The sequence below is a fragment of the Streptomyces sp. NPDC002574 genome (assembly GCF_042889545.1).
Taxonomy (GTDB): domain Bacteria; phylum Actinomycetota; class Actinomycetes; order Streptomycetales; family Streptomycetaceae; genus Actinacidiphila.
The window spans coordinates 408786-434627 of sequence record NZ_JBIARB010000001.1; the positions used below are offsets into that span (position 1 = coordinate 408786).

The window sequence follows — 25842 nt, forward strand, 5'->3', positions numbered from 1 at the left end:
AATCGGGGGTTGGGTGCGCCGCAATGGTGCGTTCACCCAATGGACTCGTTCAGGCGGACATCGGGCGCTGCATCTTCACTGCCTGGAGAAGCCCGACCGCGACCCAGATCGCGAACATCGAGGATCCGCCGTACGAGACGAAGGGCAGCGGCAGGCCGGCGACCGGCATGATGCCGAGCGTCATGCCGATGTTCTCGAAGGCCTGGAAGGCGAACCAGGCCACGATGCCGGCGGCGATGATCGTGCCGTACAGGTCGGTCGCATTGCGCGCGATCTTGCAGGCCCGCCAGAGGACGACGCCGAGCAGGACGATGATGAGCATCGCGCCGACGAAGCCGAGCTCCTCCCCCGCCACCGTGAAGACGAAGTCGGTCTGCTGCTCCGGCACGAACTGGCCGGTGGTCTGGCTGCCGTGGAACAGGCCCTTGCCGAGCAGTCCGCCCGAGCCGATCGCGATGCGCGCCTGGTTGGTGTTGTAGCCGACGCCCGCCGGGTCGAGGGCGGGGTTGGCGAAGGCGGCGAAGCGGTCGATCTGGTACTGGTCCAGGACGCCGAGCTGCCACACCGCGACGGCGCCGCCGGCGCCCGCCGTGATGAGGCCGAGCACCCAGCGGTTGGAGGCGCCGGAGGCGAGGAGCACACCGAGCACGATGACCGCCATGACCATGACCGAGCCGAGGTCGGGCATCAGCATGACGATGGCCATCGGCAGTATGGCGAAGCCCAGGGCCTGGGCCACGGTGCGGTGGTCCGGGTGGAGCCGGTCGCCGGCGTCCACCCGGGCGGAGAGCATCATCGCCATGCTCAGGATGATGGTGAGCTTGGTGAACTCGGACGGCTGCAGGGAGAAGCCGCCACCGAGCACGATCCAGGCGTGCGCGCCGTTGACCGTCGACCCGACCGGGGTCAGCACGGCCAGCACCAGCAGGACCGAGATCGCGTACAGCACCGGCACCGCGCCGCGCAGCCGGCGGTGGCCGAGCGCCACCGTGCCGGCCGCGAGGCCGAAGCCGATCGCGGTGTTGAGCAGGTGCCGCAGCAGGAAGTAGAGCGGGTCGCCGTGGGTGAGCTCGGTGCGGTTGCGGGTCGCCGAGTACACCAGGGCGGCGCCGATCATCGACAGCGCGAGCGCCGCGCCGAGCAGGACCCAGTCCATCCGGCGCACTATCGAGTCGCGCGCCATGAGCTTGCCGAGGGCGCCCCGCTCGGGGGTGAAGCGCCGCATCGTGTAGCCGCTCGTGCTCATGCCCCGTACCTCCTGCCCAGCAGGAACCTCTCGGTGCGGTCCGGCGGCAGCGCGGCGGCGGTGAACACGCCGTCGCCCGGGGCGGACGGGAGGGCGGGCACGTCGTAGGAGGCCTTGCGGGTCTGGATCGTGCCGTCCGCGGTGATCTTGGGCAGCGCGCTCTCGGGGTGCGGGAGCAGCGCCTTCTTGTTGTCGATCGACCCGTCCTTCTGGACGCCGTACATGGCCTCGTAGATGGCGCGGACGGCCGGACCGGAACCACCGGAACCCGTACCACCCTGGGAGATCGTCATGATGACCGCGTAGTCCTTGGAGTACGTCGTGAACCACGAGGTGGTCTGCTTGCCGGCGACTTCCGCGGTACCGGTCTTGGCGTGCAGGGTGATCTTGTCCTGCGGCCAGCCGTTGAAGCGCCAGGCCGCGGTACCGCTGGTGACGACGCCTTCCAGGGCCTGGTTGATGTACTTCAGGGTCTTCGCGCTCGCCGGGGCCTGCCCGGTGACCTTCGGTTTGATCCTGGTGATCGTCTTGCCGTCGGCGCTGATGATCGCCTTGCCGATGGTCGGCTGGTACAGCTTGCCGCCGTTGGAGATGGCCGAGTAGACACGGGCCATCTGGATCGGGGTGACGAGCGTGTCGCCCTGGCCGATGGCGTAGTTGACCGAGTCACCGGCGCGCATCACATAGCCGTCGACGCAGTTCTCGCGCGCGATCTGGCTCGCGTAGTCCTGCTTGTCGCTCTTGGCGACCTTGCACCAGTAGGTCTTGTTGGCCTCGTAGTAGTCGCGCTTCCACTGCCGGTCGGGGATGCGGCCGGTGACCTCGGAGGGCAGGTCGATGCCGGTGACCGAGCCCAGGCCGTACGCCTTGGCGGTCTTGTAGAACCAGTCCGCGGGGTGCTTCTTGGGCTTGGTGCCGCCGTCCTTGAGCCACTGGTCGTAGGACAGGTGGTAGAAGACCGTGTCGCAGGAGATCTCCAGCGCGTGCGCCAGGGTGATCTCACCGGCGCTCTCGCCCTCGAAGTTGTTGAAGACGCGGCCGCCGATGGTCATCGACGACGGGCAGGGGTAGTGCCCGTCGATGGAGTAGCCGGCCTTCACCGCGGCGGAGGTGGAGATCGCCTTGAACGTCGAACCGGGGGCGGACTGACCCTGTATGGCCCTGTTCAGCAGCGGGAAGTTGGACTTCTTGCCGGTGAGCTTGGCGTAGTCCTTCGCCGAGATGCCGCCGACCCACACGTTGGGGTCGTAGGTCGGGGCGCTGGCCATGGCGATGACCTGGCCGGTGTGCACGTCCATGACGACGACAGCGCCGGAGTCCGCCTTGTAGTAGCTGCCCGTGACGGTGTCGAAGGTCTTGCGGGCGACCTTCATCGCCTGGTCCAGTTCCTTCTCGGCGACCGCCTGGACGTGGGCGTCGATGCTGGTGACCAGGTTGCTGCCGGGCACGGCGGCGGTCTCGCCGGCCTTGCCGATGACCCGGCCGAGGTTGTCCACCTCGTAGCGGGTGACACCGGCCGTGCCGCGCAGCTGGGTGTCGTACGTGCGCTCCAGGCCCGAACGGCCGATCTGGTCCGACCGCAGCAGCGACCGGCCCTCCTTCTCGGCGTCGGTGATCTCGTCGTCGGTGACGGGCGAGAGGTAGCCGAGCACCTGGGAGGCGTTGGCCCCGAACGGCGAGGTGTAGCGGCGCACGGCGGTGGGCTCCGCGGTGATGCCGGGGAAGTCCTCGCGGCGCTCCATGATCTGCAGCGCCTGCTGGGTGGTGGCCTCGTCGGTGATGGGGATGGGCTGGTACGGGGAACCGTTCCAGCACGGCTTGGGGGTCTGCGAGTCGCAGAGCCGCACCTTCATGCGGACCTCGTCCGGCTTCATGTGCAGCACGGACGCCAGCCGGGTCAGTACCGCCCTGCCGTCGTCCTTCTGCTTGAGCAGGTCGGTCCGGCTGGCGGAGACCACCAGGCGCGTCTCGTTGTCGGCCAGGGGCACGCCCTTGGCGTCCAGTATCGCCCCGCGCACGGCGGGGGTGACGACTTCCTGGACGTTGTTGCTGTTGGCCTGCGCGGTGTACGCGTCGCCGTCGCGGATCTGGAGGAACCACAGGCGGCCGCCGAGGGTGAACAGCAGCGACAGCACGAGGATCTGGAGGACCACCAGCCGGATGGTGACGCGGGGCGTGCGGCCGGTCTCGGGGATGTTGCTCACAGCCGCCGCCCTCCCTTGGCGACGCTGCCCACCTTGCCGAGCAGGCTCGGGCGCTGCCCGCCGATGCGGGCGCCGAAGCCGGACGCGGAGGCGTCGTCGGCCAGCGGGTCGTTGTCCAGACGCCGGGCCAGGCCCATGATCCAGGGCACGGTGAACGGCGCGAGCAGCAGGTCGTACAGGGCGGCGGTGAACAGCAGCTTGCCCAGGCCCACATGCTGCGCCGCGGTGTCGCCGACGAGGGCGCCGACGAGGGCGTACAGCACGGTGGAGCCGATGGCCGCGCCGACGACCACGAGCATCGGCCGGGTGGCCGAGCGCAGTTGGCCGCTGTCGGGCTTGGCCAGGCCCGCGGCGTAGCCGATGACGCACAGCACGAGCGCGTAGCGCCCGGCGGCGTGGTCGGCGGGCGGGGCGAGGTCGGCGAGCAGGCCTGCGCCGAACCCGATGAGGGCTCCGGCGACATGGCCGTACGTCAGTGCGAGGCCGAGGACGACCAGGAGCAGCAGGTCCGGCACCGCGCCGGGCAGGTGCAGCCGGGCCAGGACGCACACCTGGATCACCATGGCGGCGACCACCAGGCCGGTGGAGAGCAGCACGCGCTTCATCGGATCTCCTCCTGCCCGTCGGGCGACTGCGGGGACCCGGAGGGGTTGCCGCTCGGCGTCACCGTGACGGTGACCGTCGGGATCGGCTTCGGGCCCGCGGGCAGCACGGAGTCGCGGGGGTCCTTGCGCGGGCCCTGGATCACGACGCCGACGATGTCGAGCTTGGTGAAGCCGACGAAGGGGGTGACCTCGACGGTGCGGGTGAGGCCGCCGCCCGCGCGTTCGACCTTGGTCACGGTGCCCACCGGGACACCGGGCACGAACGGCTTACCGGCCTGCGACCCGAAGGTCACCAGCCGGTAGCCGTTCCGCACGTGTGCCTTGCCGTTGAGCAGCTGCACCTGCATGGGGCGATTGCCCTGGCCGCTGGCGAAGCCGAGTTCGGAGGACCTCTCCAATCGGGTGCCGACGGTGAAGTCCGGGTCGCAGGCGAGCAGCACGGTGGAGGTGGACGGCCCGACGGTGGTCACCCGGCCGACCAGCCCGTCGCCGTTGATGACGGTCATGTCGCGCTCGATGCCGTCGTTGGCGCCGGCGTCGATGGTGACCGTCCAGGAGAAGCCCTGCGCGGCTCCTATGGCGATGACCTGTGCGCCCTTGACGCGGTACTGGCCGGCCCCGGCGGTCTTGAGCAGCTTGTCGAGTTCGCGGGCGCGGGCGCGCGTGGCGTCCTTGCTGCCGAGCTGCTGCTTCAGCTCGGCGTTCTCCCGCTCCAGTTCGCTGATCCGGCTGCTGCGGCCGCCCGAGTCGCGTACCGCGTCCACGGCGTTGTCCACCGGATCGACGGCCGCCGCGACCCCGTTCTCCACGGGGCCGAAGACGGCGGACGCGGCGGACCGGGCGCCGTCCAGCGGTGAGTCCTCACCACCGCGGATGTCGACGGTGATCAGCGCGAACGCGATCGCCACCAGCAGCACCAGCAGAAGCCGGCTCTCTCGTGTGTCCCTCACGGGGGCCAGTCCGTGCCTTCCTCGTCAGAGCGTGTGGGCCGTGGGCCCGGTGTGCCGTGCCGGAGAGGAGAACGATCCGGCGTACGGGCGGGAGTTCGCCCGTACGAAGGATCGTGCGAACTCACCTGCGCGGCTGCGCGTCCAGGACCTGCTGGAGGGCCTCGAACTCCTCGACGCACTTGCCGGCGCCCAGCGCCACGCAGTCGAGCGGGTTCTCGGCGATGTGGATGGGCATGCCCGTCTCGGCGCGCAGGCGCTCGTCCAGACCGCGCAGCAGCGCGCCGCCGCCGGCCAGGACGATGCCGCGGTCCATGATGTCGCCGGACAGCTCGGGCGGGCACTTGTCGAGGGTCGTCTTGACCGCGTCGACGATGGCGTTGACCGGCTCCTCGATGGCCTTGCGCACCTCGGCGGCGGAGATGACCACCGTCTTGGGCAGGCCGGAGACCAGGTCGCGACCGCGGATCTCGGTGTGCTCCTCGTCGTCGACGGAGAAGGCCGAGCCGATGGTGAGCTTGATCGATTCCGAGGTGCGCTCGCCCAGCAGAAGGCTGTACTCCTTCTTGATGTGCTGGATGATCGCGTTGTCCAGCTCGTCGCCCGCCACCCGGATGGACTGCGCGGTGACGATGCCGCCGAGCGAGATGACGGCGACCTCGGTGGTGCCGCCGCCGATGTCGACGACCATGTTGCCGGTCGCCTCGTGGACCGGGAGCCCGGCGCCGATCGCGGCCGCCATCGGCTCCTCGATGATGTGCACCTGGCGCGCGCCGGCCTGGGTGGCGGCCTCGATGACCGCGCGGCGCTCGACGCCGGTGATGCCGGAGGGAACGCAGACCACGACCCGCGGGCGGGCCAGGTAGCGCCTCTTGTGGATTTTGAGGATGAAGTAGCGCAGCATGCGCTCGGTGATCTCGAAGTCGGCGATCACCCCGTCCTTGAGAGGACGGACCGCGACGATGTTGCCGGGGGTCCGGCCGATCATCTTCTTCGCTTCGGAGCCGACCGCGAGGATGCCGCCCGTATTGGTGTTGATGGCGACGACGGACGGCTCGTTGAGGACGATCCCGCGACCCCTGACGTACACCAGCGTGTTGGCAGTGCCGAGGTCGACAGCCATGTCACGGCCGATGAACGACATGTTGTTCGCCATGAGGGTACGTCTGGCCTTCCCGAGCTGGAGCAGTGTGGGGGTGAGCACGGCGGGGCGCTGTGCGCGAAGCCTGAGGAGCGGAGATTCCATCCTAGTCGCGCCTGCCGGGGCGCGGGGTCAGGGATCCGCCGCCATTGTCGTCAGAACACACAGCGGCCCCCGGCAATGGTGACGCCGTGTCGGCGGAATTGGTTCCCCCGTACGACCGGCATATGCCGCGAGGTGGCCGGGAAAATTCCGGCCACCCATTGCGCTGATCGGGCGTCAGCGGGGAATCCGGGGCGAACGGCGGGGCGGATCAGGCCAGGCCGGGGAAGAAGATCTTGATCTCCCGCTCGGCCGACTCCTCGGAGTCGGAGGCGTGGATCAGGTTCTCCCGGACGATGGTGCCGAAGTCGCCGCGGATCGAACCGGGCGCCGCCGCGATCGGGTCGGTCGGGCCGGCCAGCGCGCGCACGCCCTCGATCACCCGCTCGCCCTCGACCACCAGGGCGACGGACGGACCGGCCGCCATGAACTCCATCAGCGGCTCGTAGAAGGGCCGGCCCACGTGCTCGGCGTAGTGCTGCTCCAGGACCTGCCGCTCGAGCGTGCGCAGCTCCAACGCGGTGATGCTCCAGCCGGCCTTGCGCTCGATGCGGCCGAGGATCTCGCCGACCAGGCCGCGACGAACGGCGTCGGGCTTGAGAAGGACGAGGGTGCGCTGCGACACGGTGTGACTCCTATGTGCGGGGTAGCGGGTACGACGACATTACCGGGCGCCGGTGTGCGCCACGGCCCACCCCCTCGGCACTGGTCAGGCCGTCTGCGCCGCCCGGGCCGCCTTGGCCTGGTCGACCTTGCGGCCGTAGTGGACGGCGGCCCACCACAGCGCGGCGAAGACCACGCCGAGGAAGAACATCACCGGCAGGACGAGGCCGCTCAGGACCAGCCCGGCCTGGAGCACCCAGCCGACCGTCAGGCCGCCGCGCCGGCCCAGCATTCCGCAGAGCAGAACGCACAGTGCCATGGCGACGCCGCAGACCGCCCACACCGTGCCCGCCGACAGGTCCGGCTGTTTCATCGCGACCAGCCCCGCGAAGCCGATCACGAAGAATTCACCGATCAGAGTGCTGGCGCACAGGGTCCGCATCCGCTTTGTTCCGCTTCTCGCTCGTCACTTGCGGCCCAGCAGCAGCCGGGCCTCTCCCACGGTGATCACCGATCCGGTGATCAGCACCCCGGCGCCGGAGAACTCCCCCTGGTCCTCGGCCAGCGTGACCGCCGCCTCGATCGCGTCGTCCAGACGCGGCTCGACCTGCACCCGCTCGTCGCCGAAGACCTCGACCGCGAGCGCGGCCAGTTCGTCCACGTCCATCGCGCGGGGCGTGGAGTTCTGGGTCACCACGACCTCCGAGAAGACCGGCTCGAAGGCCTCCAGCAGCCCGCGCACGTCCTTGTCACCGCTGGGGCCGACGACACCCACCAGATGGGTGAAGCCGAACGCGTCCGCCAGCGAGGCCGCGGCCGCCCGCGCGCCCGCGGGGTTGTGCGCCGCGTCCAGCACCACGCTCGGGCTGCGGCGTACGACCTCCAGCCGGCCCGGCGAGGTGACGTTGGCGAAGGCCGTACGGACGGTGTCGACGGCCAGCGTGCGGTCGTGCTCGGTGCCGATGCCGAAGAACGCCTCCACGGCGGCCAGCGCCACGGCCGCGTTGTGCGCCTGGTGCTCGCCGTGCAGCGGCAGGAACACCTGCTCGTACTCGCCGCCCAGGCCGCGCAGGGTCAGCAACTGCCCGCCGACCGCGACCTCCCGGTGCACGACGCCGAACTCCATGCCCTCCCGGGCCACCGTCGCCCCCACGTCCACCGCGCGCTTCAGCAGCACCTGCGCGGCCTCGACGGGCTGCTGCGCCAGCACGACGGTGGCGTCCTTCTTCACGATCCCGGCCTTCTCCACCGCGATCTCGCCCGGCGTGGAGCCCAGCCGGTCGGTGTGGTCCAGCGAGATCGGGGTGACGACCGCGACGGTGGCGTCGATGACGTTGGTGGCGTCCCAGCTGCCGCCCATGCCGACCTCGACGACCGCGATGTCGACCGGCGCATCGGCGAAGGCCGCGTAGGCCATGCCCGTCATCACCTCGAAGAACGACATGCGGTGCGGCTGCGACGCGTCGACCATCTCCACGTAGGGCTGGAGGTCGCGGTAGGTCTCGATGAACGTCTCGGGCGCGATCGGCCGCCCGTCCAGGCTGATGCGCTCGGTCACCGACTGCACATGCGGGCTGGTGTACCGGCCGGTGCGCAGGTCGAAGGCGAGCAGCAACTGCTCGATCATGCGCGCGGTGCTGGTCTTGCCGTTGGTGCCGGTGATGTGGATCGAGGGGTACGCGCGCTGCGGCTCGCCCAGGATGTCCATCAGGGCCGTCATGCGGTCCAGCGACGGTTCCAGCTTGGTCTCCGGCCAGCGGCCGGCCAGCTCCGTCTCGACCTCGCGCAGGGCCTTGTCCAGCTCCGGATCGGCCGGGCGGCCGGGGACGTCGTCCTCCTGGGGCGCGGGTCCCCCGGCCCGCAGGGTGCGGCTGCCCGCCTCGATGACGGCGAGGTCGGCCTCGCGGACGGGACCGGCCCCATCGTCGTCGTAGCCGCCCTCGTCCTCGTGGCCCTCCTGGCCGGCGTCGGCGGTCAGGCCGAGCGCGGTCAGCGGGTCGGAGAGGGGGGCATCGTCGGGGTCGGGGTCGTGGCCGTTGCCGGGGCGCGAAGTACTCACGCCACCAGTCTACGAACCGGGCGGACCGGTCCGGGCCGTGGGCGGGCGGCACACCCGCCCACGGCCCCCGGTCACGCCTGCGGCAGGGACGCCAGCTGCGTGGTGATGCGGGCGATGTCCGCCTCGGCCGTCTCCAGCCGCGTGCGGATCTTGGCGACGACCGGGTCCGGGGCCTTGGCCAGGAACGCCTCGTTGCCGAGCTTCGCCGTGGCCTGCGCCCGCTCCTTCTCCGCCGCCGCGAGGTCCTTGGCGAGCCGCTTGCGCTCGGCCTCGACGTCGATGACGCCGGACAGGTCCAGGGCGACCGTGGCGCCCGCGACCGGCAGGGTGGCGGTGGCCGCGAAGCCCTCGCCCTCCGGCTGGAGGCGCAGCAGCTGGCGCACAGCGGCCTCGTGGGCGTCCAGACCGGTGCCGGCCAGGTCCAGCCGGGCCGGGACCTTCTGGCCGGGCTGCAGGCCCTGGTCGGCGCGGAACCGGCGGACCTCGGTGACCAGCGACTGGACGGCGCCGATCTCCTTCTCGGCGGCCGCGTCGCGGAAACCGGAGTCCCGCGGCCACTCGGCGGTCACGAGCGTCTCGCGGCCGGTGAGCGTCGTCCACAGCGTCTCGGTGACGAACGGGACGACCGGGTGCAGCACCCGCAGCAGCTTGTCCAGCACCTCGCCGAGCACCCGCCCGGACACCTCGGCGGACCGGCCGCCCGCCATGAAGGTGGTCTTGGACAGCTCCACGTACCAGTCGAAGACCTCGTCCCACGCGAAGTGGAAGAGGACGTCGCTGAGCTTGGCGAACTGGTAGTCGTCGTAGAGCGCGTCGACCTCGGCGACCGTGGAGTCCAGCCGGGACAGGATCCAGCGGTCGGTCGCCGACATCTCCTCCGGAGCGGGCAGTTCGCCCTCGACCGTGGCGCCGTTCATCAGCGCGAAGCGCGTGGCGTTCCAGATCTTGTTGGTGAAGTTGCGGGAGCCCTGGACCCAGTCCTCGCCGATGGGCACGTCGGTGCCGGGGTTGGCGCCGCGCGCGAGCGTGAACCGCAGCGCGTCGGAGCCGTACTTGTCCATCCAGTCCAGCGGGTTGACGACGTTCCCGAAGGACTTCGACATCTTCTTGCCGTTCTGGTCACGGACCATGCCGTGCAGGGCGATGGTGTGGAACGGCGGGGTCCCGTCCATCGCGTACAGGCCGAACATCATCATCCGGGCGACCCAGAAGAAGAGGATGTCGTAGCCGGTGACCAGGACGGAGTTCGGATAGAACTTCGCCAGGCTCTCGGTCCGCTCGGGCCAGCCGAGGGTGGAGAACGGCCACAGGCCGGAGGAGAACCAGGTGTCCAGGACGTCGGTGTCCTGCGTCCACCCGTCGCCGGACGGGGGCTGCTCGTCCGGCCCGACGCAGACGACCTCGCCGTTCGGCCCGTACCAGACCGGGATGCGGTGGCCCCACCACAGCTGGCGCGAGATGCACCAGTCGTGGAGGTTGTCGACCCAGTCGAAGTAGCGCTTCTCCATCTCCTGCGGATGGATGGCGACCCGGCCGTCACGGACCGCGTCGCCGGCGGCCTTGGCCAGCGGGGCGACCTTGACCCACCACTGCATGGACAGCCGCGGCTCGATGGTGGTCTTGCAGCGCGAGCAGTGCCCGACGGAGTGGGTGTAGGGGCGCTTCTCGGCGACGATGCGGCCGTCGGCGCGCAGGGCGGCGACGATGGCGCTGCGCGCCTCCAGCCGGTCCAGGCCCTGGAAGGGGCCGTGCGCGGTGATGATCGCGTGCTCGTCCATGACGGCGAGGTTCGGCAGGCCGTGGCGCTGGCCGATCTCGAAGTCGTTGGGGTCGTGCGCCGGGGTCACCTTGACGGCGCCGGTGCCGAACGCCGGGTCGACGTGCTCGTCGGCGACGATCGGGATACGGCGGCCGGTGAGCGGCAGTTCGATCTCGGTGCCCACCAAGTGCCGGTAGCGCGCGTCCTCGGGGTGGACGGCGACCGCGGTGTCGCCGAGCATCGTCTCGGCGCGGGTCGTGGCGACGACGATCGACGCGTCACCCTCGCCGTAGCGGATGGAGACCAGCTCGCCCTCGTCGTCCTGGTACTCCACCTCGATGTCCGAGATGGCGGTCAGGCAGCGCGGGCACCAGTTGATGATCCGCTCGGCGCGGTAGATCAGCTCGTCGTCGTAGAGCTTCTTGAAGATGGTCTGGACGGCCTGGGACAGGCCCTCGTCCATGGTGAAGCGCTCGCGCGACCAGGCGACGCCGTCGCCGAGGCGGCGCATCTGCCCGGAGATCTGACCGCCGGACTCCGCCTTCCACTGCCACACGCGCTCGACGAAGGCCTCGCGCCCCAGATCGTGACGGGACTTGCCCTCCTTGGCGAGTTCGCGCTCCACGACGTTCTGGGTGGCGATGCCGGCGTGGTCCATGCCGGGCTGCCACAGCGTCTCGAAGCCCTGCATCCGCTTGCGGCGGGTGAGGGCGTCGATCAGCGTGTGCTCGAAGGCGTGGCCCAGGTGGAGGCTGCCGGTGACGTTCGGCGGCGGGATGACGATGGTGTACGGCGGCTTGTCGCTCTTGGCGTCCGCCTCGAAGTAACCGCGCTCTACCCAGCGCTCGTACAGGGGCCCCTCTACCTCGGCCGGCGCGTACTGGGTCGGCAGTTCGGGGGTCACGCTGTTCGGCCCGCTCGCGGCGGCCTGCTGAGTGTTGTCGGTCACGGCGCTCAGTTTACGGGCGCGGCCGCCCCGCCAACGAATCCGGTGGCACCCGGGTGCACGGGTGGGACCGGGTGCCCCGGACGGACGACCCGATGGATGACCGTACACAGACAAGGGTAGGGAGGGATCCAGAGGCGTCCGCCCGGTCTCCGCCCTGCCGCTGCCCGGTCGCCCGCACCACGGGGCGTACGGCGGGACGGACGGTGAAACGGTCGCGGAACGACGCCGATTCGCCGCCGGGCGACGGCAACCGGTCACCCGCACGGTCTTGTTACCGATCCCTGACGGACCGGAGGTGAAGACGGGTTGAACAGTCGCCAGGATGAGCACCAGACAGCAGTGAACAACGAGGGGACCCCCGCATGAGCTTCAACCAGCCGCCTCCGCAGCCGGGTTGGGGTGGCGAGCCCGGCTACGGCCAGCCCCCGCAGCCGCCCACGCAGCCCCAGCCGCAGGTCCCGCCCGGCTACGGGGCCGCCCCGCAGCCCGGGTACGGCTACCCGCAGCAGCCGGCGCAGCCCCCGCAGGGCGGCATCCCGCAGCAGCCCGGTGCCTGGGGCCAGCAGCCCGGCGCCTGGGGTCCCCCTCCCCCGTCCTCCGGCGGCGGCAAGGGCAAGGTGGTCGGCATCGTCATCGGGGTCGTCCTCGCGATCGCCCTGATCGGCGGCGGCCTGGTGTTCCTCCTGGGCAGCAAGGGCGGCGGCCTCGGAGGTGGCGGCGGCGACTACACGCTGTCGATGCCGGCCACGCTGCTGAACGGCGAGTACACCAAGGACTCGTCGAACGCCGCCAACTCCGGCCTCAGCAACGGCGAATCGGGGAACGACGCCGGCATCAAGAGCGCCAAGACGGTCTCGGGCGCGTACAAGAACTCCTCGAGCTCCCAGTTGGTGATCTCCGGCGCCTACGGCGACATCAGCGACCCCGGCGCCGCCCTGGACGCGATGCTGACCGGCTTCAAGAACAGCGCCGGTTCCTCGACGGGACAGAGCCCCACCGAGCAGCACCCGGCCGGCTTCGACGGCGACATCATGAAGTGCGGCACCTTCGGTTCCGGCGGGGTCACCTTCCCGTACTGCGCCTGGGCCGACGACAGCACGGTCGCCATGGCCATGAACATGAACCTGGACGTGCTCGGCACCACGCGGAGCCCCTCGGTCTCCGAGTGGGCCGACAGCACCGTGAAGATCCGCGACGAGGTCCGCGTCAAGAAGTAGACCGCACATACGTGAGGGGCGCCCGGCCTTCGCCGGGCGCCCCTCACGTATGACGTGTGCGGTGGAGCGTTACGCGCTCTTCTGCTCGCCCTTGCCGATGATGCGCGGCTCGCGCGGCACCAGGGTGGGGTTCACGTTGGAGTGAACGACGTCGTCGCTGATGACGACGCGGGCGACGTCCTTGCGGGACGGCACCTCGTACATCACCGACATCAGCACCTCCTCCATGATGGCGCGCAGACCCCGCGCGCCGGTCTGGCGGAGGATGGCCTGGTCCGCGATGGCCTCCAGGGCGCCGCGCTCGAACTCGAGCTCGACACCGTCCAGCTCGAACAGCCGCTGGTACTGCTTGACCAGGGCGTTGCGCGGCTCGACGAGGATCTGCAGCAGCGCCTCGCGGTCGAGGTTGTGCACGCTGGTGATGACCGGCAGACGGCCGATGAACTCGGGGATCATGCCGAACTTGACCAGGTCCTCGGGCATGACCTCGGAGAACTGGTCCGCGGCGTCCATCTCGCGCTTGGAGCGGATGGTCGCGCCGAAGCCGATGCCCTTGGCGCCCGCGCGGGACTCGATGATCTTCTCCAGGCCGGCGAAGGCGCCGCCCACGATGAAGAGCACGTTGGTCGTGTCGATCTGGATGAACTCCTGGTGCGGGTGCTTGCGCCCGCCCTGCGGCGGCACCGAGGCGGTGGTGCCCTCCAGGATCTTCAGCAGCGCCTGCTGGACGCCCTCACCGGAGACGTCGCGGGTGATCGACGGGTTCTCGCTCTTGCGGGCGACCTTGTCGATCTCGTCGATGTAGATGATCCCGGTCTCGGCCTTCTTGACGTCGTAGTCGGCCGCCTGGATCAGCTTCAACAGGATGTTCTCGACGTCCTCACCGACGTAACCGGCCTCCGTCAGCGCCGTGGCGTCCGCGATCGCGAACGGCACGTTGAGCATCCGGGCCAGGGTCTGCGCCAACAGGGTCTTGCCGGAGCCCGTGGGGCCCAGCAGCAGGATGTTGGACTTGGCGAGCTCGATGCCGTCGTCGTGACCGCGCCCGCCGTTCTCGCCGGCCTGCACCCGCTTGTAATGGTTGTAGACCGCGACGGAGAGCGCCTTCTTCGCCGGCTCCTGGCCGACGACGTAGCTCTCCAGGAACTCGTAGATCTCGCGCGGCTTGGGGAGATCCTCCCAGCGCACCTCCGAGGACTCGGCGAGCTCCTCTTCGATGATCTCGTTGCAGAGATCGATGCACTCGTCGCAGATGTACACACCGGGCCCTGCGATGAGCTTCTTCACCTGCTTCTGGCTCTTTCCGCAGAATGAGCACTTGAGCAGGTCGCCGCCGTCACCGATGCGTGCCACGAGGTGCTTCCCCTTCGCCTGGGTCCCGTCAGTTCGACGAGTCCTGGTGCTTGCCTATCGACGGTACCTTGCCGCGCCCCCAGTGCGGGCCCCCCTTGGAACGACTGGGCCGTGACCTGCACAACCCTGCCGCCCCAAGAGGGGACTTTCGTGCCACACGAGGCCCGGAAGGCCTCTGGCGGTCCTCAGACCGCGACGCTCGAACTCTTGCGAGTGGAGACGATCTGGTCGACCAGACCGTAGGAGAGGGCCTCCTCGGCGGTGAGGATCTTGTCGCGCTCGATGTCGTCGCGGATCTTCTCGATCGGGGTGCTGGAGTGCTTCGCGAGCATCTCCTCGAGCTGCGCACGCATGCGCAGGATCTCGTTCGCCGCGATCTCCAGGTCCGAGACCTGACCACGACCGGTCTCGCTGTACGGCTGGTGGATCAGGATGCGGGCGTTCGGCAGCGCCATGCGCTTGCCGGGCGTGCCGGCGGCCAGCAGCACGGCCGCGGCGGAGGCCGCCTGGCCCATGCAGACCGTCTGGATGTCCGGCTTGACGAACTGCATCGTGTCGTAGATGGCGGTCAGCGCCGTGAAGGAGCCGCCGGGGCTGTTGATGTAGACCGAGATGTCGCGGTCGGGGTCCATCGACTCCAGGCACAGCAGCTGCGCCATGACGTCGTTGGCCGAGGCGTCGTCGATCTGCACGCCCAGGAAGATCACGCGCTCCTCGAAGAGCTTCGCGTACGGGTCGTACTCGCGAACGCCCTGGGAGGTGCGCTCGATGAAGCGCGGGACGACATAGCGGGCCTCGGCGGCGCTCGTACGGTCGTACATACCGCTGCCGGGGAAGTTCTGGGTGGTCACGTTCACCGTCCTGATGATGAGCAGAGGGCTGGGGTCGGTCCTGCGGGGCTGATCGGGCTCAGGCCCGTCAGGCGCCCGTGCCGCCGCCGCCCGGTACGTTCACCGCGTGCGTGATGACGTCGTCGATCAGGCCGTACTCCTTGGCCGCGTCGGCGGAGTACCAACGGTCGCGGTCGGAGTCGCGGGTGATCTCCTCGACACTACGGCCGGAGTGCTGCGCGATCAGCTCGGCCATGCGCTTCTTGGTGCGCAGGAGCTGCTCGGCGTGGATCTTGATGTCGGACGCCGAACCGGCGAGACCGGCGGACGGCTGGTGCATCAGGATGTCGGTGTTCGGCAGCGCGAAGCGCTTGCCCGGCGTACCGGCCGTCAGGAGGAACTGGCCCATGGAGGCGGCCAGTCCCATGGCGATGGTGACCACGTCGTTCTTGATGAACTGCATGGTGTCGTAGATCGCCATGCCCGCGGTCACGGAGCCGCCGGGGCTGTTGATGTAGAGGTAGATGTCCTTGTCCGGCTGGGCGGCAAGGAGGAGCAGCTGCGCGGTGATCTTGTTGGCGATGTCGTCGTCAACAGGCTGGCCGAGGAAGATGATCCGCTCGCCGAGCAGTCGGTTGTAGACCTGGTCGCCGAGGCCACCGATGGTCGGCTCGCCGGCGGCGGAAGGCATCGGAGTCGTCACGTATCCACCTGCTCGTTGTCGGACGGCGCTGAGCCGTCTCAGGGACTTCTCGTAGGGCACGGGCCCTCGTACTTACGGACCCTAACGCGCAGGTGGGGCCCAGCAATCCCCCACGCGAAACTGTTCGCTGTGAGCGCAGGCTGGCCCTACGCCGTGAGCGAACCCGAGCAGAACGGGCCCGGACGCGGGGGGCGTCCGGGCCCGTCGTACGACGCATCGGGCGGCGCGGGGCTCAGGCCTCGGCGTCGTCCTTCTTCGTCCCGGCCTCGTCCTCGTCACCGGACTCGGAGGAAGCCTCGACCGTCTCGCCGGTCTCGTCCTCCTCGTCCTCCAGGTCGACGACCTCGCCGTTGGTGTCCTTGACCGTCGCGGCCTCGACCACCAGCGCCAGCGCCTTGCCGCGGGCGACCTCGCCCACCAGCAGCGGCACCTGGCCACCCTCGACGACGGCCTGGGCGAACTGGTCGGGGCTCATGCCGGAGGAGGCCGCACGGCGCATGAGGTGCTCGGTGAGCTCCTCCTGGTTGACCGACAGCTTCTCCTTGGAGACGAGCTCGTCCAGCACGAACTGGGTCTTGATGCCCTTCTTCGCCTGCGACTCGATCTCCGCGTCGTACTCCTCGCGGGTCTTGCCCTCGCGCTCCAGGAACGTGTCCCAGTCCAGGCCCAGGGACGGGAACTGGTGGTGCTCCAGGTTGTGCGTGCGGGTCTCGATCTCGTCCTTAAGGAGCTTCTCGGGCAGCGGGATCTCCACCAGCTCCAGGAGGGCGTCGAGCACCTTCTCCTGCGCCTGGGTGGCCTGGTCGTACTGCTTGATGCGCTCCTGGCGCTTGACGGCGTCGGCGCGCAGCTCCTCCAGCGTGTCGAACTCGCTGGCCAGCTGGGCGAAGTCCTCGTCCAGCTCCGGCAGCTCGCGGGACTGCACGGAGGTCACGTCGACCGTGACCTCGGCCGTCTGGCCGGCCGCGGAGCCGCCCTTGAGCTCGGAGCTGAAGGTCGCCGTGCCGCCGGCCTCGAGGCCGGTGACGGCCTCGTCGATGCCGTCGAGCAGCTGGCCGGAACCGATGGTGTAGCTGACGCCCTTGGCGACGCCGTCCTCCAGCACCTCGCCGTCGACCTTGGCCTCAAGGTCCACGACGACGACGTCGCCGTCGGCGGCGGCGCGCTCGACCACCGTGGTGGACGCGAAGCGCTCGCGCAGCTGCTCCAGGGACTTGTCGACGTCCTCGTCCGACACCTCGATGGCGTCGACGGTGACCTCGATGCCGGAGTAGTCCGGGATCTCGATGACCGGACGGATGTCCACCTCGGCGGTGAACTTCAGTTCCTCACCGTCGTTGAACTCGGTGATGTCGACCTCGGGCTGGCCCAGGACGTTGAGCTCGCCCTCGTTGACAGCCTCCGTGTAGAACTTCGGCAGGGCGTCGTTGATGGCCTCTTCGAGGACCGCGCCACGGCCGAACCGCTGGTCGATGACGCGCGCGGGGATCTTGCCCTTACGGAAGCCCGGCACCGTGACCTGCTGGTTGATCTTTTTGTACGCCGCGTCGAGGCTGGGCTTGAGCTCCTCGAAGGGCACCTCGACAGTGAGTCGAACCCGGGTCGGGTTCAGAGTCTCGACGGCGCTCTTCACGGTTGGGTCTCCTTGGGGGCTTTACGTTGATGGGCGGCCGCTCGGGGATCATGCGGATTCGGCAATGCGGCCGCATGCCGGGTGGCCAGCAACCCATCCTACCGGTACCACAAACGTGCAGCCGGGCCTCTCCGGCGCATGGCGCCGAGGACTGGTCGGGGTGGCCGGATTCGAACCGACGACCTTCCGCTCCCAAAGCGGACGCGCTACCAAGCTGCGCCACACCCCGTCGGTGCGACACGTAGAGTACATGCCCCCGCACGCCCTGGCGTCCATATATGCGGGTGCGCGGAGGCCAGGTCGATCGGCTACGATGCGATGTGCCAGAATGACTGGCCGTTGCGGGCGTAGCTCAATGGTAGAGCCCCAGTCTTCCAAACTGGCTACGCGGGTTCGATTCCCGTCGCCCGCTCTGCAAGGCGAAGGCCCAGGTCAGGGGAGGTTTTCCCCGGCCTGGGCCTTTGTCGTTCCGAGGGGCGGATCAGGGCTGCGTGCCCGTTCCGCCGGGAGCCGCGGTTCAGGGTCTTTATGATCATGGCGTCGATCGCATCGGCGATTTCACGCTCCCGCTCGCGGTTGCCGTGCTGATACACCAGCGCCGCGCGGGTCGAGCTGTGGCCAAGGCGCGTCATCAGCTCACGTGTGCTGGCACTCGTGTGCGACGCGAGCGTGTTGCCCGACCCAAGGGCGTCAAAGGTTCAACCCAGTGCCCGATGGCTTCGGGGCCCACATGACGCCGTACTCGGCAGTGAAGTCATCGGCTACCTCGCATACGTCGGGATCCTTGCTGGCCTGAGCATGCCGGATGAGCTGTTGCAGAAGTAGCCACGCCCTGATGTGGGCGAGGAGTTCAGCGAGGCGACGATATTCGTCATCATCGGCTGTCTCCAGCTGCGCCGTGATGAGTGGGTCCAACGCTGGCAAGAGGCGGTCCCGAGGGATGTTGTCGACGGCTTGCCGGGCGTCCATGGCCCAGCCATGTGACATGGATAGCTCGATGAGCTGCGGGAGGAGCTCGAGGCCGTCGTCTGCGAACGAGCGGAGGAAGTCGAGAGCGGTACCGCGCTGCCAAGGCCCTCCTGACAGGGCAGCTTTGAGGATGCCAGGTCTGTTCTGCGCGTTCTGGTAGAAGTCCGCTTGGCAGCGGTGCAGCTCACGCTTGGCAGCGACGAAGGCATCCCAGAGCTCGTTATCGGACGTTGGATTACTCACGGACTGTCCCTCTCGGCTCACCAGGCATTCGGGTGGGATCAACACTGCCGCACAGGCCGGCGCCCTGCGGCGAAGTACAGGCCGTTGGCGAGCGGATTCGACAAGGGCACTCACGGCGTCAGCGATCACGCGTTCTCGCTGGGCGCCGGCGTGCTGATAGATCAGCGCAGCACGCGTCGAGCTGTGCCCCATCCGGGTCATGAGTTCCTTTGCACTCGCGCCCGTCGAGCTCTGGGCAGACTGCGCCGCTGATCGCGGCCACTCGCCGACGCGCCATCCCATCCACGCAACGTCGTTCGCAAGCTCGCTGGTGTTCGACCCGCCGCCGTTGGTGGTCGGGACAGACGTCGTCAACGGGTTGTGCGCCCCCATACCAGACAGGACGCCACCACCGCCCAGCGCAACCTGCCCCGCCGGGCAGCCGGCAAAAGCGAAATGGCAGGAGACCCGACGACCACACGGGCGTTGGCGACACCCGGCGGCCCAGCCGGACCCGCTGGCGCGGCCTGGCCTACTGGCCCCTGCGGCCCGACAGGACCCATGGGCCCGGACGGACCGTCTGCTCCGGCGTCACCCTGAGGCCCCGCAGGGCCAGAGGGACCAACAGGCCCCTGCGGTCCAAGAGGACCAGGCGGACCCACCGGACCGGGCGGCCCAGGCGGTCCCGGAGGACCGGGACGGCCCGGACGGCTCAGGCCGTAGCCGGCCGGGGGCGGGAAGAAGGGGCACGGGTAGAGGGAACCGCTGTAAGCGTGAGGCTCGGCAACACGTGGCGCGGGCCTGTCCTTCGCGTTCGCCACGCCTGTCACAGCACTCGACGCCAAGGCCGCAACGCTCGCGGCCACCGCCCAAACACGCAGATCACCTCCCTGCGCCTGCTCGAGTCCTGGAACGCGCCCGCCCCGGGCCGGAGTTCGGCCCGTCCCGCGCCGCCCCCGGCCTGATCCCGCGGGCCCGCCGCGGCACCGCCCAGGGGAGGCGTCGCCCGCTGCGCGCCGGTCCTCACGGGGCGAGGGCGCCGAGGCCGTCGGCCGCCTCGATCACCTCGCCGAGCAGTCCGAGCCACAGGTCCACGTCGGCGGCCTGCAGGCCCACGTCGAGGCCGAGGCCCTGGCCGCCGGCCAGGTACACCTGGGTCGCACCGCTCTCGCGGGCGGCCACCAGGTCCTCGGCGATCTGCCGGGGCGATCCGCCGAGAAAGGGCCGGCCCTCCCCGATCGGCTCACGGGTGACCGGGGTCGGCCACGGCACCTGGTTGACGACCATGAGGTCCGCGGGGTCGCGGCCCGCCTCCCGTGCCGCGTCGTGGAGCGTGGACACCACGCCGCGCAGTTCCTGCGCCGAGGAGGCGATCGGGATCAGGCCGTCCGCGATCCGGGCGGCGCGCTTGACGGCGGCCGGCGACGTCGCGGCCAGCAGCACCGGAATGCGGTCCTGGACCGGCTTGGGGTTCACCTGCGACGGCGCGATCCGGTAGAACTCGCCTTCGTGCCGGACCGGGTCCGGCCCCCACGCGGCGCGCATCGCCGTGATGAATTCCTCCGTACGGGCACCCTTGCGGCTGCTCGGCACGTTCGCCGTGTCGAACTCGTTGTGCTGCCAGCCCTGTCCCAGACCGGCGATGACCCGGCCGCCGCTGAACCGGTCCAGGGTGGCGAGCCGGCGGGCGAGCATCACCGGTACGTGCAGCGGCGCCACCAGGACCGCGGTGCCCAGTTTGATCCGCTCGGTCACGGCGGCGAGATGGCTCAGCGTCTCCAGCGGCTCGTAGGTCGAGCCGTAGAACTCCGGCAGCATCTGGGGATCACCTCCCGTCCACAGCACGACCCTGTCGATCGGGCGGAGCAGGCGCTCGAACGTCCACAGGGCGGCGTAGCCGAGCCGTTCGGCCTCCTGGGCGACCTTGACGATCGTCTCCGGCGACGTCTGCGGTCCGGCGGTGGGCAGTGCGAGACCGAGTTCCATGGGGTCCTCCAACGGGCGGGATCGGTCTTTCTCATATAATAGAACCGTGTCCAATATAGTAGATCCGCTGGTCGCGCAGATCGCGGCTCGCATCCGCAGTGAACGGGAACAGCGCCGATGGACCCTGGCGCAGGTCGCGGACGCCTCCGGGGTGTCGCGCGCGATGATCAACCGGATCGAGCGCGCCGAGAGCAGCCCCACCGCTGTCGTCCTGGGCAAGCTGGCCGCTGCCTTCCAGGTCTCCGTCTCCGCCCTGCTCACCTCCGCCGAGGGCACCGGGGTGCACCGGGCGGCCGACGCCACGGAATGGCGCGACCCCGTCACCGGATACCGCCGGCGCCAGATCACCGGGCCCGGTTTCCCCGCGGACATCGCCGAGGTCCGCCTGCCTCCCGGGGCCCGCATTCCGTACCCGGCGGCGTCCCTGGCCTTCCAGCGGGAGGCCGTCTGGGTGCTCGACGGCCGGCTGACCTTCCACGAGGGCGACGCGGTGCACCAACTCGGCCCCGGTGACTCGATCGAGGTCGACCGACCCGTCGCGTGCGTCTTCGCCAACACCAGCGACGCCGAGTGCCGCTACGCGATCGTCCTCACCCGCGTCGACAGGCCGTGACCCGCGCCGTTCCCGGTGGGGGCCCCGGCGGCGGTCAGGGACGGGGTACGGCGTTCCAGCCGGCCAGGATCGGCAGGACGCGGGCGGTGGGAGAGTCCGGCTCGGCCGTGTAGACGACGAGCCGCTGGTCCGGCTCGTGCGGCGCGCAGACGATCTCGATGTCGAAGGACATCGGGCCGGCGGCGGGGTGCCGGACGCGCTTGGTCACCGACGCGTAGTCGCGGACGGCGTGGTCATCCCACCAAGCGGCGACGTCCTCGTCGGAGGCGCGCAACTCGTCAAGGAGCGCGGTGAGGCGGCGGTCGTCCGGGCGGCGGGCGATCTCGCGGCGCATCGTGGCGACGGTGGCCGAGGCGAAGTCCGCCCAGTTCACGATCCGCTCGCGGGCGACCGGGTCCTGGAACATGAAGCGGACGAAGGACGTCCCCGGCTCCAGCGGCCGGCCCAGCACCTCCACCAGCAGCGCGTTGCGGGCCAGCACCACTCCGCGGCGGCCGAGCAGCAGCACCGGGACATGGTCGAGCGTGCGCATCAGCCGCAGCAGCCCGGGATCGGGGTACTGGGCCACCTGCGAAGGCGCTGCGCGGCGTCGTGCGGTGGGCGCGGCGAGGTCGCGGAGATGCGCGCGCTCGACCTCGTCCAGGCGCAGCGCCCGGGCCAGCGCGTCGAGCACCTCGGCCGAGATGTTGGCCTGGCATCCCTGTTCGAGCCGGCTGTAGTAGTCCGGGCTCAGACCGGCCAGTACGGCCAACTCCTCCCGGCGCAGCCCCGGTACCCGGCGGGCCCCGGGGAACGCTTCGATGCCCGCCTGGGAAGGGGTGAGGCGGTCGCGGCGGGAGCGCAGGAACGCCCCGAGCGCGGCGCGGTCGCGTGGCATGGCTCCAGGGTAGGCGGGCCGCCGGCGCCCTGGGTGGTCATGGCGTGCCCAGGTTCGTCCTGACCTGGCCCGATGCCGGTGAGGCGTCCTACAACGGGACCCATGACTACTTCTTCTCTTCCCACGAGTCCTCTTCCCCCGCACCACAGCACGCCCGCCGCTCCCGGCTCCGGGCTGGCCGGCCGTACCGCCGTCGTCACCGGATCGACCAGCGGGATCGGCGCGGCGATCGCCCGCACCCTGGCCGGCGAGGGCGCGCACGTCGTCGTCAGCGGGAGGGAGGCAGCCCGCGGGAACCAGGTCGTCGAGGACATCCGGCAGGCGGGCGGGCGCGCCGACTTCGTCGTGGCCGACCTGGGCGGCGGTTCCGAGCAGTTGCGGGCCTTCGCCGCGCGGGCCGCGGACGCTCTCGGCGGACGCGTCGACATCCTGGTCAACAACGCGGGCGTCTACCCGGCGACATCGACCGAGGACCTGCCGGACGCGGACCTCGACGCGATGCTCGCGGTCAACGTCCGCGCCCCCCACGTCCTGGTCGCCGCGATCGCACCGGCGATGGCCGAACGGGGCAGTGGCGTGATCGTCAACATCGGCTCCTGGATGGCCAGGGTGGGCAGCCCCTACGCGGCGATGTACACCGCGACCAAGGCGGCCGACGAGCAGCTGACCCGCAGTTGGGCCGCGGAGTACGGGCCGCGCGGCGTGCGGGTGAACACCGTCGCGCCCGGGGCGACCCTCACACCGGGCAACGAGGCGGCGCGTGCGGAGCTCGACGCGATGACCGCCGCCACCCCGGCGGGTGTCGTCGTCCGGCCGGACGACATCGCCAAGGGCGTCCTGTACCTCGTCAGCGACGACGCGGCCATGGTCCACGGCATCACGCTCCCCGTGGACGGCGGCATCTCCGCCACGCGACCGGCCTGAGCCCTCCGCGCGGAGTCGGCGCGTGCGCTCGGACGGCGGCGTCGGGAGACGTCCCCGCCGTCCGCGCGCGCCGGCACGCCCGGCTTCGTTGCGGGGGCGGCCCGGTGCGGGCCGCCCCGGATCACCGCGGCTGTTCCCGATCCGTCCGCGCGCACGTGAGGGGCCGGGACGACGCCTCCACCAGGACGGTCACGCTGCTGAAGGCGAAGAAGATCGCGGCCCCGGTGGTGAAGGGGCGGGACTCGGCCCTGCCGGCCCTGTCGTACTCGGCGTCGGTCAGAACGACGCGCCGACCGTGCGGGTCCGTGCCGTCCTTCTCGGTGACGTAGTGGACGCCGTGCCCGTCCGTCCGGACGTCCTGGCCGCCTCCCCCGGCGATTCCCAGCAGGCACAGGGCGAACACCGCGCCGTAGAACCACTTCAGGCGTGCGGGCAGGTCCCACAGGAACCAGAAGATCCGGCCCGCGTTCTCCCGGCCGAGGAGCTGCGCGGCGCCGCCGGAGGACAGGGCACGGACAAATGCGGTGCCGCAGACCGGGAACACGAGCAGGAGGAGAACCATCGCGACGGCGTGGGGCACGAGGTGCGGGCCCGGCAGCCAGGTCGCCGCGGTGAGCAGCAGCGCGACGACGCACAGCGCACACGCGAGGAGGAAGTGCACGAGGCGGCCCCGCTCCAGCCCCAACGATCTCCATCCGTCCACGGCTCAGGACGACAGGTGTTCGCCGTGATCCGGGTCCAGGGGGTGCACCTCGCAAGTCGCCGTGGTTGCCGGGCGCTTCGGCCGTCCCGAGGAGTTCGCGGGCGCGGTCGTCCCCCTCGCCGGTCGGTACGCCGACCACGTCAGCGCCGCCGCGCTCCGCGTCGACGGCGGCGCCATCCGCTCGGTGAGCTGGACCGCCCCCTCAGTCCGCGACGTGGATCCCGGCGAATCCGGCCCAGTTGCGCCCGATGCGGCCCCAGCGCGGCGCGGCGACTTCGGGTCCGGCGGCCGGCGGGTCGTCGCGGAGCCGGCCGGTGAACAACGGGCGCAGGTCGGTGTCGCGTTCGGCCCAGGCCGCGGAGAACTGGCTGCGGGTGACGCGGAGGCTGCTGTTGAGCTGGGCGACGGCCGCGCGGGCGCAGTCCTCGCGCCATTCGTCGCCGGACCAGGTCATCGACCCCGCGGGGGGTACCACGTTCAGGGCGAGGCTCAGGAAGCACGCCGCGTTGTAGTAGACGAGGTATCCCGCGGAGGCGCGGTTGGGCACGCGGTGCCCCGGCGCGGGGCCGGCGATCAGCGCCTCGGCGTGGGTACGGACCTGCGGCCCGCGCCGCCGCCACGTTCCCGGCGCGGGGGCACCGTCGCCCGCGTGCCCGGCGCCACGCCGGTGGTCCGCGTGGAGCATGCGGCGTATCCCCCAGTCGGGTCCGCCCCACAGCCGGCCCCAGCGCGCCCACACGCCGCCCGTCACCTCGCCGGCCACCGTGACGAACGCCTCGCGCAGCCGGTCGGGATCCGGCTGGCGGTCCATCCGCAGTTCCTCGGCCGCCTGGGCGATGCGCACGGCCGCGAGGAAGGAACGGCGGCGGGTGCGCAGTGCCGGGCGGGGCCGTTCCATGGCGAACCACTGGCGCCAGTAGCGGCGTTCACCGAGGTTGCGGCGGCCGAAGAGCCAAGTGCGGGCGTAGCGGCGGACCATGGCCGACCAGGACAGGCGGTTCAGGAGCAGCCGCAGGTGCTCCCGGGAGTCGCGCTCGTAGTCCTCCGGCCGGTGGTTGCCGCCCGCCCGTGCGCGGTTCTGCTCGGCGCAGGCGATGGACAGCCGGTAGGCGGTCTCGACATGCTCCGGCCACAGCTGGATGCAGTCCTCGTAGATCTCGATGGCGTGCTGGATGTGGGCGGCGGGCTCCTCCGCGCCCCCGTCCTGGCCCATGAGCTCCAGGACTCCGGCCTGGTGGAGCCGGACGGTGAGGTTCCCCGGGACCAGCGCGGCGGCCTCCTTGTAGTGCCGCAGTGCGTGCCGGTAGTGGGCGCGCTCCTGGGCGGGGTCGCCGCGCTTCTTCGCGGCCAGTGCCTCCTCCTGCGCCCGGACCCCCATGCGGTGGAAGCGGTACGAGTCGTAGTCGTCGCCCCAGTTCTCCCAGCGGGGGATGCGGTCCTGCGAGCGCGGGTCGCCGAGGATCTTCACCGTGCAGTAGCAGGCGATCCGCTCGTACAGCCGCCGGTCGCGCCGCCGGACCTCCTCGTCCGTGGCGTCGGGTCCGATGTCCTCGCCCTCCATGATGGTGGCGGCCACCACGGTGTTCTTGGGCATGTAGAGGACGCGGACCGAGAAGCGGGGCGGTTTGTCGTCGGCCGACAGGCAGTGCAGCATCACGTGGTACGCCCGCGGGCGGAACAGGGCGAGGCGCTTCATCACGTCCACCCAGCCGTGCGGGGAGGACGTCGTCTCCGGCGCCGGGTCGGGGCCGGTGGGGGTGCCGCTGCCGGGGGTCAGGACGCGCGGGCCGAGCGCGTCGGCGGCCATGTGCTCCGTGACGTAGGCGGCCAGTTCCCTGGTGCGCGCGGACTCCTGGTCGTGGCCACGGCCGTGCGCGGGATCCGCCGCGCCGTGCCCGCCGCCGTTGCCCCGGTGGCCGTTGGCCTGGCCGCCGAGAAGGCCGCGGTCCTCGGACACCACCACCGGCAGCAGGCGGTTGCTGCGGTGCCGCAGTAACAGCCCGGATCCCAGGCGCACGGCGACCACGACCATGATGACCGCGAAGATGCCCAGCACCCACACGGCGGTGCCGCCCGACTGCTGCCAGAAGCCGTCCCAGAAACCGCCGTCATCGGCCGCGCCGGGCGCGGCGGATCCCATCCCCATGGCACATCCCCCCGTCACACTCTCCCCGGACGCATGTTTCCCGCCACGGGA

General features: G+C 70.5%; 21 protein-coding genes and 2 tRNA genes. 4 read left to right on the top strand and 19 right to left on the bottom strand.

Annotated features, from left to right (window positions below; all coding sequences use genetic code 11):
* Window positions 1–49: 49 nt before the first annotated feature.
* The 9 genes from rodA to ACFYXS_RS01990 form a co-directional block, all read right to left on the bottom strand.
* Window positions 50–1246 (bottom strand): rod shape-determining protein RodA, encoded by a 1197-nt coding sequence (gene rodA / locus ACFYXS_RS01950; RefSeq protein WP_389242738.1) that lies wholly within the window; start codon window positions 1244–1246, stop codon window positions 50–52.
* Window positions 1243–3450 (bottom strand): penicillin-binding protein 2, encoded by a 2208-nt coding sequence (gene mrdA / locus ACFYXS_RS01955; RefSeq protein WP_389242740.1) that lies wholly within the window; start codon window positions 3448–3450, stop codon window positions 1243–1245. The genes rodA and mrdA overlap by 4 nt, the downstream gene beginning before the upstream one ends.
* On the bottom strand, window positions 3447–4055 hold the full coding sequence (gene mreD, locus ACFYXS_RS01960) for a rod shape-determining protein MreD (protein WP_389242742.1): 609 nt from the start codon (window positions 4053–4055) through the stop codon (window positions 3447–3449). Before mreD ends, mrdA begins: the two co-directional genes overlap by 4 nt.
* Window positions 4052–5005: a rod shape-determining protein MreC gene (gene mreC / locus ACFYXS_RS01965; RefSeq protein ID WP_389242744.1), complete on the bottom strand. Its 954-nt coding sequence runs from the start codon at window positions 5003–5005 to the stop codon at window positions 4052–4054. The genes mreD and mreC overlap by 4 nt, the downstream gene beginning before the upstream one ends.
* A 121-nt stretch (window positions 5006–5126) precedes the next feature.
* A complete protein-coding gene (locus tag ACFYXS_RS01970) occupies window positions 5127–6146 on the bottom strand; it encodes a rod shape-determining protein (protein WP_319661577.1) in 1020 nt (339 codons plus the stop codon).
* 310 nt (window positions 6147–6456) lie between these two features.
* Complete coding sequence (gene ndk, locus ACFYXS_RS01975; RefSeq protein ID WP_319661334.1) at window positions 6457–6870, bottom strand: nucleoside-diphosphate kinase; 414 nt, start codon at window positions 6868–6870, stop codon at window positions 6457–6459.
* A gap of 84 nt (window positions 6871–6954) precedes the next feature.
* A complete protein-coding gene (locus ACFYXS_RS01980) occupies window positions 6955–7290 on the bottom strand; it encodes a DUF4233 domain-containing protein (protein WP_389242746.1) in 336 nt (111 codons plus the stop codon).
* A 24-nt stretch (window positions 7291–7314) separates the two neighbouring features.
* Complete coding sequence (locus tag ACFYXS_RS01985) at window positions 7315–8907, bottom strand: bifunctional folylpolyglutamate synthase/dihydrofolate synthase (RefSeq protein WP_389242748.1); 1593 nt, start codon at window positions 8905–8907, stop codon at window positions 7315–7317.
* Window positions 8908–8978: 71 nt separating this feature from the next.
* Window positions 8979–11615, bottom strand: coding sequence for a valine--tRNA ligase (locus ACFYXS_RS01990; RefSeq protein ID WP_389242750.1), 2637 nt, complete (start codon window positions 11613–11615; stop codon window positions 8979–8981).
* A gap of 362 nt (window positions 11616–11977) precedes the next feature.
* Here ACFYXS_RS01990 and ACFYXS_RS01995 point away from each other — a divergent pair, with 362 nt between their 5' ends.
* Window positions 11978–12832: a hypothetical protein gene (locus ACFYXS_RS01995; protein ID WP_389242752.1), complete on the top strand. Its 855-nt coding sequence runs from the start codon at window positions 11978–11980 to the stop codon at window positions 12830–12832.
* A gap of 69 nt (window positions 12833–12901) precedes the next feature.
* Here ACFYXS_RS01995 and clpX read toward each other — a convergent pair whose 3' ends face one another.
* The 5 genes from clpX to ACFYXS_RS02020 form a co-directional block, all read right to left on the bottom strand.
* A complete protein-coding gene (clpX, locus tag ACFYXS_RS02000) occupies window positions 12902–14185 on the bottom strand; it encodes an ATP-dependent Clp protease ATP-binding subunit ClpX (protein WP_389242754.1) in 1284 nt (427 codons plus the stop codon).
* A 185-nt stretch (window positions 14186–14370) separates the two neighbouring features.
* The gene (locus tag ACFYXS_RS02005; protein ID WP_319661579.1) at window positions 14371–15006 is read right to left on the bottom strand and encodes an ATP-dependent Clp protease proteolytic subunit; all 636 of its coding nucleotides are present in this window, start codon (window positions 15004–15006) and stop codon (window positions 14371–14373) included.
* Window positions 15007–15103: 97 nt separating this feature from the next.
* Complete coding sequence (locus tag ACFYXS_RS02010; RefSeq protein ID WP_384275019.1) at window positions 15104–15706, bottom strand: ATP-dependent Clp protease proteolytic subunit; 603 nt, start codon at window positions 15704–15706, stop codon at window positions 15104–15106.
* Window positions 15707–15950: 244 nt separating this feature from the next.
* Window positions 15951–17351 (bottom strand): trigger factor, encoded by a 1401-nt coding sequence (tig, locus tag ACFYXS_RS02015; protein WP_389242756.1) that lies wholly within the window; start codon window positions 17349–17351, stop codon window positions 15951–15953.
* Window positions 17352–17503: 152 nt separating this feature from the next.
* Window positions 17504–17580, bottom strand: a tRNA-Pro gene (locus ACFYXS_RS02020).
* Window positions 17581–17692: 112 nt separating this feature from the next.
* Here ACFYXS_RS02020 and ACFYXS_RS02025 point away from each other — a divergent pair.
* A tRNA-Gly gene (locus ACFYXS_RS02025) sits at window positions 17693–17763 on the top strand.
* Window positions 17764–18041: 278 nt separating this feature from the next.
* On the opposite strand, the gene ACFYXS_RS02030 is transcribed toward ACFYXS_RS02025, so the two are convergent.
* Both ACFYXS_RS02030 and ACFYXS_RS02035 read right to left on the bottom strand, forming a co-directional pair.
* Window positions 18042–18563, bottom strand: coding sequence for a hypothetical protein (locus tag ACFYXS_RS02030; RefSeq protein ID WP_389242758.1), 522 nt, complete (start codon window positions 18561–18563; stop codon window positions 18042–18044).
* Window positions 18564–19565: 1002 nt separating this feature from the next.
* Window positions 19566–20528 carry a TIGR03619 family F420-dependent LLM class oxidoreductase gene (locus ACFYXS_RS02035; protein ID WP_389242760.1) on the bottom strand — a complete coding sequence of 321 codons (963 nt, stop codon included), beginning with the start codon at window positions 20526–20528 and terminating at the stop codon, window positions 19566–19568.
* Between the two features lie 46 nt (window positions 20529–20574).
* Between ACFYXS_RS02035 and ACFYXS_RS02040 the strand changes: the two genes are divergently transcribed.
* Window positions 20575–21141, top strand: a complete 567-nt coding sequence (locus tag ACFYXS_RS02040; protein WP_389242762.1) for a helix-turn-helix domain-containing protein — start codon at window positions 20575–20577, stop codon at window positions 21139–21141.
* A 34-nt stretch (window positions 21142–21175) separates the two neighbouring features.
* Here the strand turns inward: ACFYXS_RS02040 and ACFYXS_RS02045 are convergent, their stop codons facing one another.
* Window positions 21176–22018, bottom strand: coding sequence for a helix-turn-helix domain-containing protein (locus tag ACFYXS_RS02045; protein WP_389242764.1), 843 nt, complete (start codon window positions 22016–22018; stop codon window positions 21176–21178).
* A 102-nt stretch (window positions 22019–22120) separates the two neighbouring features.
* On the opposite strand from ACFYXS_RS02045, the gene ACFYXS_RS02050 reads away from it, so the two are divergent.
* On the top strand, window positions 22121–22942 hold the full coding sequence (locus tag ACFYXS_RS02050) for an SDR family NAD(P)-dependent oxidoreductase (protein ID WP_389242766.1): 822 nt from the start codon (window positions 22121–22123) through the stop codon (window positions 22940–22942).
* A gap of 121 nt (window positions 22943–23063) precedes the next feature.
* On the opposite strand, the gene ACFYXS_RS02055 is transcribed toward ACFYXS_RS02050, so the two are convergent.
* Window positions 23064–23645 (bottom strand): hypothetical protein, encoded by a 582-nt coding sequence (locus ACFYXS_RS02055; protein WP_389242768.1) that lies wholly within the window; start codon window positions 23643–23645, stop codon window positions 23064–23066.
* Between the two features lie 202 nt (window positions 23646–23847).
* Window positions 23848–25791: a hypothetical protein gene (locus tag ACFYXS_RS02060; protein ID WP_389242770.1), complete on the bottom strand. Its 1944-nt coding sequence runs from the start codon at window positions 25789–25791 to the stop codon at window positions 23848–23850.
* Window positions 25792–25842: the final 51 nt, after the last annotated feature.